The organism is Crocosphaera sp. UHCC 0190, assembly GCF_034932065.1.
Classification (GTDB): Bacteria; Cyanobacteriota; Cyanobacteriia; order Cyanobacteriales; family Microcystaceae; genus UHCC-0190.
In genome coordinates this window covers 131,732-146,191 of sequence record NZ_JAYGHP010000009.1, presented here as the reverse complement: position 1 = coordinate 146,191, position 14,460 = coordinate 131,732, and the positions used below count along the sequence as shown (strand labels likewise).

The 14,460-nt window shown below is 38.8% G+C and carries 20 protein-coding genes and 1 other RNA gene; 5 read left to right on the top strand and 16 right to left on the bottom strand.

Annotated elements, in window-relative coordinates; genetic code table 11:
* Positions 1-34 precede the first annotated feature (34 nt).
* The 3 genes from VB715_RS14155 to VB715_RS14145 all read left to right on the top strand — a co-directional run bounded on the left by VB715_RS14155 (position 35) and on the right by VB715_RS14145 (position 2,604).
* Entirely contained in the window at positions 35-394 is a 360-nt protein-coding gene (locus VB715_RS14155; protein ID WP_323301865.1) for a hypothetical protein, read from the top strand.
* 2 nt (positions 395-396) lie between these two features.
* Complete coding sequence (rlmD, locus tag VB715_RS14150; protein WP_323301864.1) at positions 397-1,776, top strand: 23S rRNA (uracil(1939)-C(5))-methyltransferase RlmD; 1,380 nt, start codon at positions 397-399, stop codon at positions 1,774-1,776.
* A gap of 420 nt (positions 1,777-2,196) precedes the next feature.
* Positions 2,197-2,604, top strand: a complete 408-nt coding sequence (locus tag VB715_RS14145; RefSeq protein WP_323301863.1) for an ATP-binding protein — start codon at positions 2,197-2,199, stop codon at positions 2,602-2,604.
* Positions 2,605-2,623: 19 nt separating this feature from the next.
* Here the strand turns inward: VB715_RS14145 and VB715_RS14140 are convergent, their stop codons facing one another.
* From VB715_RS14140 to VB715_RS14105, 8 genes are all read right to left on the bottom strand, one after another.
* Positions 2,624-2,896 (bottom strand): DUF6439 family protein, encoded by a 273-nt coding sequence (locus tag VB715_RS14140; protein ID WP_416336935.1) that lies wholly within the window; start codon positions 2,894-2,896, stop codon positions 2,624-2,626.
* A gap of 31 nt (positions 2,897-2,927) precedes the next feature.
* An RNA gene (gene rnpB / locus VB715_RS14135) (RNase P RNA component class A) lies at positions 2,928-3,282 on the bottom strand.
* 14 nt (positions 3,283-3,296) lie between these two features.
* Positions 3,297-4,454, bottom strand: a complete 1,158-nt coding sequence (corA, locus tag VB715_RS14130) for a magnesium/cobalt transporter CorA (RefSeq protein WP_323301862.1) — start codon at positions 4,452-4,454, stop codon at positions 3,297-3,299.
* 138 nt (positions 4,455-4,592) lie between these two features.
* Positions 4,593-5,090: a GNAT family N-acetyltransferase gene (locus tag VB715_RS14125; RefSeq protein WP_323301861.1), complete on the bottom strand. Its 498-nt coding sequence runs from the start codon at positions 5,088-5,090 to the stop codon at positions 4,593-4,595.
* A gap of 13 nt (positions 5,091-5,103) precedes the next feature.
* A complete protein-coding gene (locus VB715_RS14120) occupies positions 5,104-5,811 on the bottom strand; it encodes an NYN domain-containing protein (RefSeq protein WP_323301860.1) in 708 nt (235 codons plus the stop codon).
* Between the two features lie 256 nt (positions 5,812-6,067).
* Complete coding sequence (locus VB715_RS14115; protein ID WP_323301859.1) at positions 6,068-6,490, bottom strand: TerB family tellurite resistance protein; 423 nt, start codon at positions 6,488-6,490, stop codon at positions 6,068-6,070.
* Positions 6,491-6,571: 81 nt separating this feature from the next.
* Positions 6,572-7,918, bottom strand: coding sequence for a 16S rRNA (cytosine(967)-C(5))-methyltransferase (locus VB715_RS14110; protein WP_323301858.1), 1,347 nt, complete (start codon positions 7,916-7,918; stop codon positions 6,572-6,574).
* A 54-nt stretch (positions 7,919-7,972) separates the two neighbouring features.
* Entirely contained in the window at positions 7,973-8,266 is a 294-nt protein-coding gene (locus VB715_RS14105; RefSeq protein WP_323301857.1) for a DUF2288 domain-containing protein, read from the bottom strand.
* A 150-nt stretch (positions 8,267-8,416) separates the two neighbouring features.
* Here VB715_RS14105 and queC point away from each other — a divergent pair, with 150 nt between their 5' ends.
* A complete protein-coding gene (queC, locus tag VB715_RS14100; protein WP_323301856.1) occupies positions 8,417-9,127 on the top strand; it encodes a 7-cyano-7-deazaguanine synthase QueC in 711 nt (236 codons plus the stop codon).
* On the opposite strand, the gene VB715_RS14095 is transcribed toward queC, so the two are convergent.
* The 7 genes from VB715_RS14095 to VB715_RS14065 form a co-directional block, all read right to left on the bottom strand.
* Positions 9,077-10,183: a hypothetical protein gene (locus tag VB715_RS14095; RefSeq protein ID WP_323301855.1), complete on the bottom strand. Its 1,107-nt coding sequence runs from the start codon at positions 10,181-10,183 to the stop codon at positions 9,077-9,079. The two genes, queC and VB715_RS14095, sit on opposite strands and share 51 nt — an antisense overlap.
* Before the next feature lie 25 nt (positions 10,184-10,208).
* Positions 10,209-10,772, bottom strand: coding sequence for a hypothetical protein (locus VB715_RS14090; protein WP_323301854.1), 564 nt, complete (start codon positions 10,770-10,772; stop codon positions 10,209-10,211).
* A 118-nt stretch (positions 10,773-10,890) separates the two neighbouring features.
* The gene (locus VB715_RS14085; RefSeq protein ID WP_323301853.1) at positions 10,891-11,262 is read right to left on the bottom strand and encodes a hypothetical protein; all 372 of its coding nucleotides are present in this window, start codon (positions 11,260-11,262) and stop codon (positions 10,891-10,893) included.
* 18 nt (positions 11,263-11,280) lie between these two features.
* Positions 11,281-11,637 carry a hypothetical protein gene (locus VB715_RS14080; protein ID WP_323301852.1) on the bottom strand — a complete coding sequence of 119 codons (357 nt, stop codon included), beginning with the start codon at positions 11,635-11,637 and terminating at the stop codon, positions 11,281-11,283.
* Positions 11,638-11,763: 126 nt separating this feature from the next.
* On the bottom strand, positions 11,764-12,057 hold the full coding sequence (locus VB715_RS14075) for a hypothetical protein (RefSeq protein WP_323301851.1): 294 nt from the start codon (positions 12,055-12,057) through the stop codon (positions 11,764-11,766).
* Between the two features lie 138 nt (positions 12,058-12,195).
* Positions 12,196-12,489: a hypothetical protein gene (locus VB715_RS14070; protein ID WP_323301850.1), complete on the bottom strand. Its 294-nt coding sequence runs from the start codon at positions 12,487-12,489 to the stop codon at positions 12,196-12,198.
* Positions 12,490-12,675: 186 nt separating this feature from the next.
* A complete protein-coding gene (locus VB715_RS14065) occupies positions 12,676-12,969 on the bottom strand; it encodes a hypothetical protein (RefSeq protein ID WP_323301849.1) in 294 nt (97 codons plus the stop codon).
* 399 nt (positions 12,970-13,368) lie between these two features.
* Here VB715_RS14065 and VB715_RS14060 point away from each other — a divergent pair, with 399 nt between their 5' ends.
* Positions 13,369-13,959 carry a chromophore lyase CpcT/CpeT gene (locus VB715_RS14060; protein WP_323301848.1) on the top strand — a complete coding sequence of 197 codons (591 nt, stop codon included), beginning with the start codon at positions 13,369-13,371 and terminating at the stop codon, positions 13,957-13,959.
* A gap of 6 nt (positions 13,960-13,965) precedes the next feature.
* Here the strand turns inward: VB715_RS14060 and VB715_RS14055 are convergent, their stop codons facing one another.
* Positions 13,966-14,454, bottom strand: a complete 489-nt coding sequence (locus VB715_RS14055) for a shikimate kinase (RefSeq protein ID WP_323301847.1) — start codon at positions 14,452-14,454, stop codon at positions 13,966-13,968.
* Positions 14,455-14,460: the final 6 nt, after the last annotated feature.

The following is a 14,460-nucleotide window of genomic DNA, read 5'->3' as shown; positions in this document are numbered from 1 at the left end:
TGAGTTACAATGAATCAAGAGATCCTTAAGACCGTTGAAACAGTTATTTGGACTGGCCATTAATCTTATCCTATTGGCAAACCTAACCGCTGTGAGTGAAGAAAATATCCATCAGACCACCTGTTATCATCGTCAAGGCAACCAACTGGTTAATTCCCAAAGTTGCACAGTAACAATGGAATATGACCATCCTGAGAATGGACTAAACTGGAAAATTGTCACCCGTAGCGGCGAAGTTCATCACTACCGCAACTCAGGAACAGGGATCGAATTATGGAGTCATCTTAATCGAGCTTGGGTGAAAGTGCAACAGACAGACTGGTTTCCTGAAAAAGAAGGCATTCTCTGTTGGGATGACTTCTGTGCTGACTGGCGAGAATTACCCTTAGATTAAATATGAACTCAGACTATCAACAAGGCAGTCTCATTGAATTAGAAATTACCGATCTCAGTCACAGCGGAGATGGTGTCGGTAAGTTTGAAGGTAGGGCCATTTTTGTGCCTGATACGGTGAGTGGCGATCGCATTTTAGTCCGTCTAACTCACATCAAAAGACAATATGGCTACGGAAAGTTACAGGAACTCTTATCTCCTTCTCCTCATCGTATTCGTCCTAGCTGCATTGTTGCCGATAAATGTGGGGGATGTCAATGGCAACATATTGATCCCCATTATCAACAACAAGCTAAACAAAACCAAGTTATTCAAGCCTTAAAGCGCATAGGTGGCTTTGAAGAACCCCCAGTTGATCCCATTCTCTCATCAGATGAAGTCTTAGGCTATCGTAACAAAGCCACTTACCCCTTGGGACTTTCTGCCACCGGAAACATTCAAGCGGGTTACTATCAACGCAACAGTCATCAACTGATTAACTTGAATCAGTGTCCCCTTCAAGATCCCCGTCTTAACCCCTTTTTAGCGGAAATTAAAGGAGATCTCCAACAACAAGGTTGGACAATTTATAATGAAAAAACTCATCAGGGACAATTAAGACATCTCGCCCTACGCATTGGCAAAAGAACTGGCGAAGTTTTCCTGACCTTAGTTAGTACCGAAGCAAATTTAGCCAATCTTGACCAACAAGCCCAAATTTGGTTAGAACGCTATGGGAATTTAGTGGGGGTTGCCCTTAATCATAACCCGGAACGGGGTAACACCATTTTTGGAGAGGAAACCTCAATCATTGCGGGTCATTCCTATATGAAAGAAACCTTTGCTAACCTGGAATTTCAGTTAGGGACTGATACCTTTTTTCAGGTTAATACAGAAGCAGCAGAAACCCTCTTAAACGTATTATTAACTAAGCTTAACCTCACAGGAAAAGAACGCCTTATTGATGCTTATTGTGGCGTTGGCACCTTTACTTTACCGTTGGCCCAACAAGTCCAAGAAGTTATCGGTATTGAAGTTAACCCCACCGCAATTACACAAGCGCGAAACAACGCCCAAATTAACCACATTGATAACGTCAGTTTTCATCAAGGAACCGTCGAAACTATCTTACCAAACCTGGATTTTTCCCCGGATCTTGTGCTGCTTGATCCCCCCCGTAAAGGCTGCGATCGCACGGTTATTGATACCTTGAGAAACATTGAACCGGCTTATCTCGTCTATATCAGTTGTCAACCGCCAACTTTAGCCCGTGATCTGCAACAATTATGTCAAGGGGAACTGTATCAACTCTTGTGGGTACAACCAGCAGATTTCTTTCCCCAAACGGCTCACGTTGAAGCCATGGCACTGGTTAGACATAAATCCCTGAATATGTTAAGATAATATTAGTTAGTTGAATTGGTCTAGTTTGGTTCTCATGATGTTTAACCGCCATGACTTTAATCGCCCTAGTTTCTACTAGAAAATAATTTAAACGTAGTTGAAGGTCAAACAGTTGATATCTGTCTAAACCTTGAAACAAAACAACAAAAAAAACCGACATAAACGATCAGTTATGGCCCTCTTACCTTTCTTATCTCTGTTAAAAATTTTTCAGTTACCTTTATCATCAGATCTAAGAATGTTACCTATGTTGTAACCCCGAAGTTTATTCTAGCTTCAAGCCTTTTTTGCCTTAATCCAATGATGAAAGGGCTTGTTCTGAAAACAGCAAAGGCAAAATCTCAGTCAAAAATTTTAAGTTAGAGGTGACAGCGCGTGATTGCTATTTCCCTACCTCCCGCGAAGAGAAACTGGAGTACAATGAGCTTTACATCCACGCTTTATTTATGCCCAGTGCTAGATTTATTGTTAGCTAATATTCCCCCAGACTTAAAGCCTGAAATCAGACTAGGATTACAAGAAGCTCTCGTTAACGCAGCGAAACATGGAAATAACTTAGATCCCAGTAAGTCAATTGTTGTTAAATTTTCTGTAACAAAAGAAGGATATTCTTGGGTGATCTCAGATGAAGGGAAAGGCTTTACTCATAACTGTGGCTGCGATGACTGTCAAACGAATGACCTCCCTCCAGAAGAATCTGAACATGGCCGCGGACTTTGTTTACTCCACGAAATTTTCGATCAAGTCCAATGGGATCGACAAGGCACACAATTAAAGCTTTCTAAACAGGTTAAGAAAGGCAAACAGAGACAACCGTTGCTTTCTTAACCTGTTTTAATTAATGGGATTATTTTGAGTTACCATGACCAGGACAGGGCAGGGGAGAAACAGAACGATCTAGCCATCCTGCTGCCTGATTTAAGTGTGCCAGGGCTTCTTGGGGCTGTTCTTTGAGTAAAAAGACCAAAGCTGCCGCCAGTTGTTGTTTGGCTTGGGCTTGGCGATCGCCTTTGAGACGGTGCCAGTCATTAGGAGTAATGGTCAGTTGTTCCGCCAACGCTTGAGCTAATTCTAGGGAAGTCGCTGATTTTAGCTGATCGGGGTGAGAAAGTTGAGTCATGGGAGCCAGGGATAATAATTGTAGGGAGAAAGAAAAGAGTCGGACATAAGCCGGATTCTGTTCTGATGGGGAGTTATCTATCTGGGACGCTTGTTACCAAACGCCTCTTGCGGTACACCTAAAACGGGACAGGAAAAAGACCAACCCTTGTCCCTCCGACCTTGCTCTCAACCGGGGTTTACCGAGCCAGCACCTCACGATGCTGCTGGTGCGCTCTTACCGACACCTTTGCACCCTTACCCATTTGACAATAGGCGGTATGTTTCTGTGGCACTATCCTCACGCTCACGCGCACTGGGCGTTATCCAGCAAGTCTGATCTTTCGAGAGTCCGGACTTTCCTCGGATTCGCCTAACGGACAAATCCGCAACTCCCTCGCCAACTCTTTTCCTTTCTTATTTTAATCTTTTTTCAGGGTATAAAACGGCTCAAACCAACCTCGTCGCCAAAAGAAATAGCTTAATCCCCCTGCGATCAATAGCATCACCCCTAAAAGAATAAAATAGCTCCATTTTCCCCCCAGTTCAGGCATATATTTAAAATTCATGCCGTAAAGTCCTGCCAGGAAAGTCAGGGGAATAAAAATGGTAGACATGACAGTTAAAACTTGCATCACCTCGTTCATTTTATTACTCATGGAAGAGAGATAAACATCCATTAATGAAGAGGCTAATTCTCGATAGGTTTCGACAATATCTAATAATTGGATGACGTGATCATAACAATCTCGAAAATAAATTTGAACATCAGCACTAATAAGATCACTTTCTCCTCTAACTAAAATATTGGTAACATTTCTTAAGGGCCAAATAGCACGACGTAGGGCTAATAATTCTCGCCGAACAGTATAAATTTCTTCTAGGTTACTGGTTTTGGGTTTAATGACTAATTCATCTTCTAAGTCTTCAATGCGATCGCCGTAAGCTTCTAACACGGGAAAATAGCCATCAATAATTGAATCTAAGAGTAAATACATTAAATAATCGGGGCCACCTTGTCGCACTTTTCCTTGATTTCCCCTAATTCTTTCCCTAACAATATCAAAACAATCTTCGATTTCTTCTTCTTGAAAAGTCAATAAATATTTACGTCCTAAGATAAAGCTTACCTGTTCACTTTCAAACCCTTCATCATTTTCTTTAGATCGAACCATCTGCACAATCATCATTAATTGTTCATTATAATCTTCAACTTTGGGGCGTTGTGGCACATTTACGACATCTTCTAAGAGTAAGGGATGAAGCTTAAAAATTTCCCCTACTTGCTTGAGAATTGTTTCACTACCTAACCCTTGAACATCCATCCAAGAGATGGTATTTGTTCCCAAATAAGGGGTTAATGCTTTTGGAATAACATCGACTTTACGAACAGCATGATCGGCATCATAATCAATTAAAACAATACGAGAAGGTTGGGCATCAGGTTCAATATTTAAGGTTCCTGGTTCACTTCCAGGTTCATCATAAAAATAGTCAAAATAATCATACTCTTCTTCTTCTGAATTTTCTAACTCATTGGGATTTGGGATTTGGGATTCAGAAATATGAGTTTGAGTCATTTTATCATCCTAATTTACTGTCATTGACATTGGGTTAACATGAATTCGATGAGAATTTTGGATTGGGAATAAACGCTGATCTTATCTTAAAATAACTTGGGAATAATTTGGTCATTTTGTCTATTTTTTTTAGTTCTCTTATTTAGCCAAGTTACGCCCCATAATCACTAAATCTTTAATTTCTCCGTCTAATTGAGCAACTTTTGGCAAATATCCCCATTGTTGAAAGTCATGTTTTTGAAATAAAGTTAAGCTTGGTTGATTATGGGCAAAAATAAAGCCTAATAAAGTTGTTAATCCTAATTTTGGACTTTGCTCAATGGCATATTCTAATAATTTTTTCCCAATTCCTTGACGTTGATAATTCGGAGAAATATAGAGGCTAATTTCTGCCGTATTTTTATAAGCGGGGCGACCATAAAAATGTTGAAGACTAAGCCAACCAATAACTTTTTTATCCCTTTCCATTACCCAAATAGGATAGCGTTCATGAACCCGTTCTTTAAACCAATTTAAACGACTTTCAATGGAAATTTGTTGCAGATCTCCCGTCGCAATTCGACTGGGAATACTGGCATTATAAATGGCGACAATCTCTGCTAAATCTTCTAGGGTTGCGTTTCTAATTTCTCCCATAATTATCAAACCTTTATTGTAGTTTAATGGTTAAATGAAAACGAGTTTTTTTGATTTCAAAAATGTCTACAGATTGCACTAATTCACTTAGTTTTTTGTAGCCATAGTTTCTGGAATCAAAGGAGGGTGATAGCTTCGTTAATTGTGATCCAAAGGGCCCTAAATGGGCCCATCCTTCTTCATCAGCGACGGATTCATAGGCACTTTTGAGCAATTCTAATAATTGTTTATTGCTGGTTAAGTCTTGATTTTTTGAGGCTTTTTTATTGTCTAAAATATCAGTATAAATAAATTTATTGCAAGCAACAACAAAAGCTTCTGGGGTTTTTTGCCGTTCGCCAAATCCATAAACAATTAAGCCTGATTCTCGAATTCTAGAGGCTAAACGAGTAAAATCACTATCACTAGAAACCAAACAAAATCCGTCAAAATTTCCCGTATAAAGTAAATCCATGGCATCAATAATTAAAGCACTATCTGTGGCATTTTTTCCTGCTGTATATCGGAATTGTTGCATGGGTTGAATGGCTAATTTATTGAGTTTACTTTTCCAGCTATTTAACTGATTACTTGTCCAGTCTCCATAGATTCTTTTTACATTAGCTGTGCCATATTTTGCAATTTCTTGCATTAAGGGTTCAATGACACTAGCACTGACATTTTCTGCGTCAATTAAAACAGCAAGTCTTATATTACTTGAACCATTTTCTAAGGATTTCATGGTTATTTAAACTGGCAATATTTTAACTCCTCTATCTAACAAATTCATGGCAAATTACAATAAATTGGCGAGATAATGAAGGGGGACTAAGTTCAGAGGATTAGCTTAATAATAAGCGAATGCTAGGCAAGTTTTAAGGCTGAACTTATTCGTCAAGATCAAATCATTTATCGGCAAAAAGTTCTGACATTAATGTTTCCCCTTGCTCCTAAATTTTGGTTTTTGGGGTGAGAGTTTTTCTTGGCTTTCAATTAGCTCAAATTTTTTGAGTAATAGCTTTACGATATAGTTTTTGAATAGTTTTGAGCATCTTATCAAAAGCAGATTTAGCTGAATCTTGCGCGGGATCAAGTAATTGTAATTTAGTGAGAAGTTGTGCTTCTTGCATTTGCACATCTCCATCACTATAAATTAAAGCACTCAAGGTTTCCAGTAATTCTTGATAGTCATTAGAGGTTGGATTATCCCCTAAATACTCTTCTAACCATTGATAACATTGGGCCGGTTGAACGGGTTTTAATTCAGATAAAAGGTTTTTTAATTCAGTATCTTCAGCGACTCCATGACTTTCAGCCATGTGCCGTAAATAATCCCGTTCTTCTGTTTGAATTATGCCATCAATCCAAGCAGCACCAATGAGAATTTTCAGTAGTTGTTGATTTTTATCGTGAGCATTCATTGTTTTAACCTTAGTTCCTTAGTTGGTGTTTTTTATTTCTATATTCATGATGAAGGATTTGGGAAATAAATGGGGATTCTGTCAACCTTTCTTCAACTTCACCATAAAAAATCCATCGGTATGATGTTGATGGGGTAGGATTTGTAACCACCCTGATGATGTCATAAAAGGGGCAAACTGTGTATCAGACGATGGGGGTTGAATTTGCCAAGAGGAATGGGTGGCTAAAAATTGTTGAATTACTTGCTCATTTTCGATCGCATTGAGGGTACAAGTGGCATAAACTAGAATTCCTTGGGGCTTGACCCAGGTGGCGGCTTGGGTTAATAATTCTTGTTGTAAACTGGCTAATTGCTGGACTTTTTCGGGGGTTTGTTGCCAACGAATGTCTGGGTGTCGATGGAGAGTGCCTAATCCAGAACAGGGTGCATCTACTAAGACGCGATCAGCCGTTTCCCTGAATTGTGGGAGTTGACGGCTATCTCCTTCTAGAATTTTAATCGATTGTAGGCGTAATCTGTGGGCGTTTGCTTGCACTTTTTTGAGACGGGAAGGGGTGCGATCGCAGGCCATAATTGTCCCCTGATCTCCCATTAATTCAGCAATATGGGTGGTTTTTCCCCCTGGGGCGGCACAAGCATCGATGATGGTTTCTCCTGGTTGTGGATCAAGCAAATAACTCACTAATTGTGCGCTACTATCTTGTACTGTCCACCACCCCTCTGTAAATCCTGGTAAATTATGTATGGCACCGATTTTTCCGGTTAATCTTAGGGTTTGGGGAAAATTGGGAAGACGAGTAACAGTCAGCTTTGCTTGGGTTAAGAGGGTTTCAACTTTGTCTAGGGTGGTTTGTAAGGGGTTGATCCGCAAATCAATGGGAGGTGGTTGGTTAAACCAGTCACAGAGTTGCGCGGTGGTTGCTTCTCCCCATTGTTTGATCCAGGTTTCGATGATCCAGTCGGGAAAACTGTAGAAAATGCTTAATTTTTCGACAGGGTTCGGGGGTAAGATTAAAGGATCATCTTGGGTGTTGCTTAGTCGAATATATTGCCGCAAAATACCATTAACGACCCCTGAAAGGCGGTTTAATTGATTTTCTTTAGCCAACTCTACACTGGTATTAACTGCTGCTGAGGGGGGAATATTGTTGAGGTAACGCAGTTGATAGAGGCCCAGATGCAGAATGCGTCGTAAGTCTGGGGGTTGTTGTTGGGCGGATTTTTTGCCGAGTTGATCGATCAGGGTGTCAAGGGTGCGCTGACGACGCATGATTCCATAGACTAATTCTGTGCATAAACTGCGATCGCTTGGGATCAAATTTGTTGGTTTTAAGGCGCGATCAAGGGCAATATCTGTATAGGCATTGCGTCGATCAATGTCTCGGAGAGTGTGTAAAGCGAGTTGACGGCCATTAGTTAGGTTCATAGAAGAAGTTAGAAAAAGGATAATAATTTGTTACCCTCATTTTAACTTTTATCCCTAAATTATAATTTCTTGAACCAAGACAAAGGGTTGCACAATCAGGGTTTTAAATAATTTACTTGGCTCAACATTCCAATCGCTTAATTGTTGGTTTGAGGGTTTATTTATTAATTGTTCTGTGATCCAATGTTCAACGGAAATTTTATCATCTTTAGCGATCGCAACTCCCACCTCTAATAAGTCTAAATTTTCATTCACAACAATGACTGCATCCCTTTGTGCGTGGGGTTTAATATCATTCCAGTTGACATTAGCAAGGTCTTTGATTAAGCGAGTTTTCAGATCTTCCATTATTGGCAATAGAATAAGAGAATATAGGCGCACGGATTCTCCGTTATATATAATACCATGTCAAGTTAAGATTTACAAGGGTTTTTGTGCATCGATTATCATGGTAGGGGCAAAGATTTAGAAAAATATGGTAACTTACGTGAGAAAAAAATGACCAATAAACCATTAGCCGTTGTCTTATTATCAGGGGGGTTAGACTCAGCCACCTCAGCCGCGATCGCTATTTCCCAAGACTATAATATAATTGCCCTTTCCCTGCGCTATGGACAACGCCACGAAAGGGAATTAGAGGCAGCCACTACCATCGCCCAAGCATTAGGCATCACCCAACATTATATTGTGGATGTTAACATAGCTCAATGGGGCGGTTCGTCTTTAACCGATGCCTCCTTATCCCTTCCCCAAGATGGCATCAACCCCGATCTTATCCCCTCAACCTATGTCCCTGGGAGAAATACGGTTTTTATTGCCATTGCTCTCTCCCTCGCAGAAGCAAAGGGAGCAGAAGCCATTTATTTAGGCATCAATGCGGTAGACTATTCGGGCTATCCTGACTGTCGCCCTGACTATCTCCAGGCTTATCAAAGTTTAGCCAATCTTTCCTCAAAAGCGGGACTTGAAGGTAAAGCCCCCAAACTGATCGCTCCCTTGATCCAGGACACGAAAGTTGATATAATCGAACGTGCAGTTAAATTAGGGGTTCCTCTAGCCAAAACTTGGTCTTGCTATCAAGGAGGAATAGAACCCTGTGGGTTGTGTGATTCTTGCCGTATCCGCGATCGCGCCCTGATTGAAGCAGGATATCCTGAATTAGCGACTCCCCAGGGACAAAAGTTTTATCAGAAACGAATAGATCCCTAATCCTGTTAACAATAATAGCATTTTTAGGGAACTTGGTTCAGGAACGCTGACCACCAAAACCTGCAGGTTTTCTTGACGGGTTTCGTTATCATTGCCGATGGTTTCAGCTAATTGACGATTGATTTGTGTTCCTTTGACCATTGTTTTCTTTAAATTTAAGATGTCTGTAATAAAGGCGTTGAGATCAAAATCAACTAAATCATTACTCTCAAAACCTAAGTTATTATTCTGAGGGAAAACATTGTTATTAGGAAAGATTGAACTAGCCTTAAAAAAGGCAACATCACCGATAAATTGGTTGATAGTTTGATTAATTATATTGTTTTCACTGACAAGAGCATTATTAACATTATTAAAAATAGATGTCTCTTGAATGGTAAACTGAATTGGATCTAAAATGAAAGAATCAGAGGAAAGGCTAAAATCAGTGTCAGTAAAAATAAAGCCATTCAAGGTTTGACTAATGGTTTGTGTAATTAAGTTATTATTACCCAAAATAAAGGTATCTTGTAAGCCAAATTGTAGTGAATCTAGTCCTTGACTGGTTAAAAATTTATCTAAAAATTCACTAAAATTTTCCTCTCCTGTAATTCCACTTGAATCATCCAAAAAGAAAAAATCCGTTAAAGTTTGGGAACTTTTTTGACTAATAAAATTATTCTCACCTTCAATATATGCTTGTTGGGTATTATACTGTACCCCATTTAGGGTATTATCATAATTCAAAAAATCATCAATACTGAAATGAGTTAAACTACTATTAACGAAGGGATAATCTAAAACGGTTTGATTAATTTGTTGAGTGAGCAGATTATTAACATTATCTAACAAAGAACTTTGAACATTCAATCTAGGAATCACTGATGATTCTAGTTGAGGAAGATAAACAAAATTTAGGATGAATTGTTGATTTAATTCTTGAGTAACTTCATTAAAACTTCCCTCAATTTCAATATCTTGGATACCAGTCTGGGGAATTTGTCCATTAGCGGAAAAAGTTGTCAAACTGAAAAAACTAATTGATGCTAAACCCACAAAACTAAGATTGTTATTCATTTTTCAATTCCCCAGATATTCCTGCTTATTGAACATCAATAATTAAGTGTTGTTGAAGTTGTCCACTTCCGGCGGTTTCTTGACGAATTTGTGTGTTTTTTCCCTTTAATTCAAGCATGACAGAATCATTATTTGGTGTATAATTACCTGAAATCAAAATTACTTGTCTACCAGGGGTAAGATAAGGAGATAAATCAATAATATTTTGGGAATGATTAAACCGTTGAATTAAGTTGCCATTGAGATAAATTTCTGCTGTTAATTGAGTGTTTTTTTCTCCTGTACTTATGGTCAAAAAATAAGGACTGTCTAACTCAGACTGACTCAGATTAATTTGGGTTTGTTGTTGTTGGTAAGATTGAGAAAATGAATTCCTATTTTTCTGAGTTTGGTAGGAATAACTTCCAACACGATATCTATTTTTCACGGCAATAACTTCTGGTTGTTTATCAGTGTTTATTTCAAAGGTATTGTAGCTAATTTGTCTTGAATTTATTAAATGCTGCTGACTTTTTTGAGATATAATAATAATTATAGTTGCCAGTAAAGCCCCAAAAACTGAAAAGAATATAAAAAATTTTTTATCCATAGTAATTACCTCTCCCTTCGTTGCTAAATATGACCTTAATTGTCTGAAAATAAAGGCTAATGTGTATCAAAAACACACATTAGCGACTCTACCATCCCTAAGCTATTCCAAGCTAAAATTAATAGGGGAAATTCTGAGGGGTTTGAACATTAACCGGGACAACAGTATCAACACTCACTGTTGGGCCATTTACTCCTGAAGGATTACCACTACCCCCGCGAGATTCATGACGAGATTGTTGATCTTGACGTACATTATCTCCCCCAATATTAACCTGAGTCGAGGTACTAGAACTCGCATTACCTGTACAACTTCCTTGGTTATCAAATTGAGTGTTATGGGTTTGTTCTGCCGGAGTTTGTCCCATGTGTAATTGAATACCTGTATGGGATTGTACACATTGTGCAGAAGCAGATTTTGGAGTAAGAACGGTCAGGCAAAATATGCTAGTAACAAACAAAGAACCGACGCTCAAATAGGTAAATTTCATGATAATTTCCTGGGATAATTATTGACAAATATTAGTAGAAATATTCGTTTGTCTAGTGGTTTGACCAGACCCATGAACTCTACTGATTTGATGAGATTGAACACTCCTTGTCCCACAGCGAGTATTGTGAATAGTTTGTGTAGAAGTTGAGGAATTAACTTCCACATCATCTGAAGGATAATCATTGATTTCTCGTTCTATTGACCGTGGAGGAACACTAATTTGTGTGTTTCCTGTATCAACTTGAATACTGCCATTGGGTTCTCGAATAATCCTGACATTTCCAGTTTGAACATTAACGGGTTTAGCTTGAACAATAATCGGCAGACAAACTACTAAAATAGCGATAGTAAACGTAAGTTTTGTCAATTTCATTTCTATCACCTCACATCATTAAGAATGAATCAGAGGTTAGACTTAGTTTAACGGGTTAACCTCTCATCTAACCCCTATATGTTGCTGAAATAACTAAATTAAATTCAGCTAAATTTTGATGGAGGTTTAACGATGACGACGGTCAACATTGCGTTGAACAGTATCTTGTTCATTACGGTTTCCAAACCCTTCTTGATAAGAATCTTGGTAGCTATCTTGTGCGCTTCCGGTATTTTCCCCACTGGGGCCCCGACGACTATTGAGATTAGATTGAGAAGTGTCTTGAGAAGAACTGTTACGATCACCAACTTGGGTATTTACTTGTCCTGAAGTTTGCACATTAGCATTATCAGCTAAAGCGGGAAATGTCATTAAACCAAGGGTAGAGATAGCGATTAAACTAAGGATAGAACCTTTCATGATTTTGACTCCAAAAATTAAAAAAGAAAACTGTAAACTTAACGGTTTGGTTTGACTTGTTAATAAGAGATACAATGTCTCTCATCACAATTTCGGGAATTTAGCTGAAGAAAATTCAGCTAAAAGTTAATCAAGGGTTTAACGATGACGACGGTCAACATTGCGTTGAACAGTATCTTGTTCATTACGGTTTCCAAACCCTTCTTGATAAGAATCTTGGTAGCTATCTTGTGCGCTTCCGGTATTTTCTCCACTGGGGCCCCGACGACTATTGAGATTAGATTGAGAAGTGTTTTGAGAAGAACTGTTACGGTCACCAACTTGGGTATTTACTTGTCCTGAAGTTTGCACATTAGCATTATCAGCTAAAGCAGGAAATGTCATTAAACCGATAGTGGACAAAGCAACTAAACTAATGATAGACTTAAGCACGGGGGTAACTCCAAAAAATCAAAATAAAAAACTGTAAACACAAGGGTGTTGTTTGCTTGTTAATTAAGTAAGCAACACTTTTTAATGAGACATCGGACTAAAACAGACTAGTGAGATGATAAGTCCAATGCTCAACAAATCATGAGATTTAACTGAAGAAAATTCAGCTAAAAGTTAATCAAGGGTTTAACGATGACGACGGTCAACATTGCGTTGAACAGTATCTTGTTCATTACGGTTTCCAAACCCTTCTTGATAAGAATCTTGGTAGCTATCTTGTGCGCTTCCGGTATTTTCTCCATTGGGGCCCCGACGACTATTGAGATTAGATTGAGAAGTGTCTTGAGAAGAACTGTTACGATCACCAACTTGGGTATTTACTTGTCCTGAAGTTTGCACATTAGCATTATCAGCTAAAGCGGGAAATGTCATTAAACCAAGGGTAGAGATAGCGATTAAACTAAGGATAGAACCTTTCATGATTTTGACTCCAAAAATTAAAAAAGAAAAACTGTAAACTTAACGGTTTGGTTTGTTTGGTAATTAGGGATACAGTCTCTCTCAGAGAAATTTCGGAAAAACTGCAGAAGGTTTTTAGAAAAATTTCTGCCAGCGTCATTAAACCAGTCCCAAAAAACAACAGCCAACCCGCCAAAATCCTTTAATGCCAAGGGTTTTAGATAATTGTCATCTTATATATTGATCGGAATTACCGAAGGAAATCCCTAGTATTAATACTTAGGTGAAATCCGATTCTCAGATAACACTAAGTAGTTGATCAAGCACTTTCCCCCAACTGTCCCACCCCGCTACACTCCCAATTGCGGTAAAATAGAACCCTGTAAGTGTATTGTGAAGTCTAATTAATCCTGATTAAATATGTCTCACCCGACTGATATAAAAACCTTGGCCCGTTGGATGTGTGCCGATTTTAGTAATCAAGCACAGGCCTTTGAAAATCCGCCTTTTTATGCTCATATTCGGGTATGTATTCGTCCGTTACCTGTAGCAACTTTTCCCGAACCAAGTTTATTTTTAGAACAAGCTTATGACTTCATGTTGAACCGTCCCTATCGCTTACGAGTGCTTAAATTAAAGGTAATAGACGAGCGAATTGAATTAGAAAATTGTAAGGTAAAAGATGAAGAAGCTTTTTTAGGAGCTTGCCGCGATTTAGAAAAATTAAAAAAACTAACCCCTGACCACCTAGAAGTGATGCAGGGGTGTGATATGTTTGTTGATTGGACAGGAAACAGTTTTAAAGGAGTTGTTAAACCAGGAAGAAATTGTCGGGTTATTCGGAATGAAAAAGAAACCTATTTAGAAAATAGTTTTGAAGTCGATGAAAATAAATTAATTAGTCTTGATCGCGGCCTTGATTTAGAGACAAATGAATTGGTGTGGGGTTCCATTGCAGGAGCATTTCATTTTGTTCGTTGGGCCAGTTTTGCTGATGAAGTTGAGTTTTAAAATCGTTTATCGTCTCATCACTCCTCCATTAAGAACCTGATCAATGCGGACTTGATGAGGCGTTTTTTCTTGGGGTTTCTCTCCTTCCATAATTTCCCGACAAGCAGGACTATTAAAACAAGCTTGTAAATCTTTATCTGACTCTTCTCTTGCCGCAGTTTTAGGATCTTTTTGTCCTTCTGGTGCTTGATTATTTTCTGGTTTTGTGGTAGGAATTGCCTGAGAGTTATTAGGAACTGATGGTAAGGAATTACCCCCAGGAGAAGGGGAACAAATTTGGGATAAATCGAGGGTATTGCCCGCTTCATCAATACCGTAGCAACTAGGAGAAGCTTGAACCTTATGAGAGAGAATGGTTAATCCCATGATGGAGGCAATTATTAAAGTTCCGGTGGTAATAATTCGTTGCATTACTTGAGCCGATAAGTCATCATTAGGGGCAAACAGCCGTTCGTCCCTACTGTGATCGTAGTCCTTGAAGGAAATCATGGGCATCGTCAA

Bases quoted from the DNA above. Each gene is read 5' to 3' on its own strand.
- rlmD (WP_323301864.1), top strand. From the start codon at position 397: ATGAACTCAGACTATCAACAAGGCAGTCTCATTGAATTAGAAATTACC.
- VB715_RS14145 (WP_323301863.1), top strand. From the start codon at position 2,197: ATGAGCTTTACATCCACGCTTTATTTATGCCCAGTGCTAGATTTATTG.
- VB715_RS14140 (WP_416336935.1), bottom strand. From the start codon at position 2,896: ATGACTCAACTTTCTCACCCCGATCAGCTAAAATCAGCGACTTCCCTA.
- corA (WP_323301862.1), bottom strand. From the start codon at position 4,454: ATGACTCAAACTCATATTTCTGAATCCCAAATCCCAAATCCCAATGAG.
- VB715_RS14125 (WP_323301861.1), bottom strand. From the start codon at position 5,090: ATGGGAGAAATTAGAAACGCAACCCTAGAAGATTTAGCAGAGATTGTC.
- VB715_RS14120 (WP_323301860.1), bottom strand. From the start codon at position 5,811: ATGAAATCCTTAGAAAATGGTTCAAGTAATATAAGACTTGCTGTTTTA.
- VB715_RS14115 (WP_323301859.1), bottom strand. From the start codon at position 6,490: ATGAATGCTCACGATAAAAATCAACAACTACTGAAAATTCTCATTGGT.
- VB715_RS14110 (WP_323301858.1), bottom strand. From the start codon at position 7,918: ATGAACCTAACTAATGGCCGTCAACTCGCTTTACACACTCTCCGAGAC.
- VB715_RS14105 (WP_323301857.1), bottom strand. From the start codon at position 8,266: ATGGAAGATCTGAAAACTCGCTTAATCAAAGACCTTGCTAATGTCAAC.
- queC (WP_323301856.1), top strand. From the start codon at position 8,417: ATGACCAATAAACCATTAGCCGTTGTCTTATTATCAGGGGGGTTAGAC.
- VB715_RS14095 (WP_323301855.1), bottom strand. From the start codon at position 10,183: ATGAATAACAATCTTAGTTTTGTGGGTTTAGCATCAATTAGTTTTTTC.
- VB715_RS14090 (WP_323301854.1), bottom strand. From the start codon at position 10,772: ATGGATAAAAAATTTTTTATATTCTTTTCAGTTTTTGGGGCTTTACTG.
- VB715_RS14085 (WP_323301853.1), bottom strand. From the start codon at position 11,262: ATGAAATTTACCTATTTGAGCGTCGGTTCTTTGTTTGTTACTAGCATA.
- VB715_RS14080 (WP_323301852.1), bottom strand. From the start codon at position 11,637: ATGAAATTGACAAAACTTACGTTTACTATCGCTATTTTAGTAGTTTGT.
- VB715_RS14075 (WP_323301851.1), bottom strand. From the start codon at position 12,057: ATGAAAGGTTCTATCCTTAGTTTAATCGCTATCTCTACCCTTGGTTTA.
- VB715_RS14065 (WP_323301849.1), bottom strand. From the start codon at position 12,969: ATGAAAGGTTCTATCCTTAGTTTAATCGCTATCTCTACCCTTGGTTTA.
- VB715_RS14060 (WP_323301848.1), top strand. From the start codon at position 13,369: ATGTCTCACCCGACTGATATAAAAACCTTGGCCCGTTGGATGTGTGCC.
- VB715_RS14055 (WP_323301847.1), bottom strand. From the start codon at position 14,454: ATGCCCATGATTTCCTTCAAGGACTACGATCACAGTAGGGACGAACGG.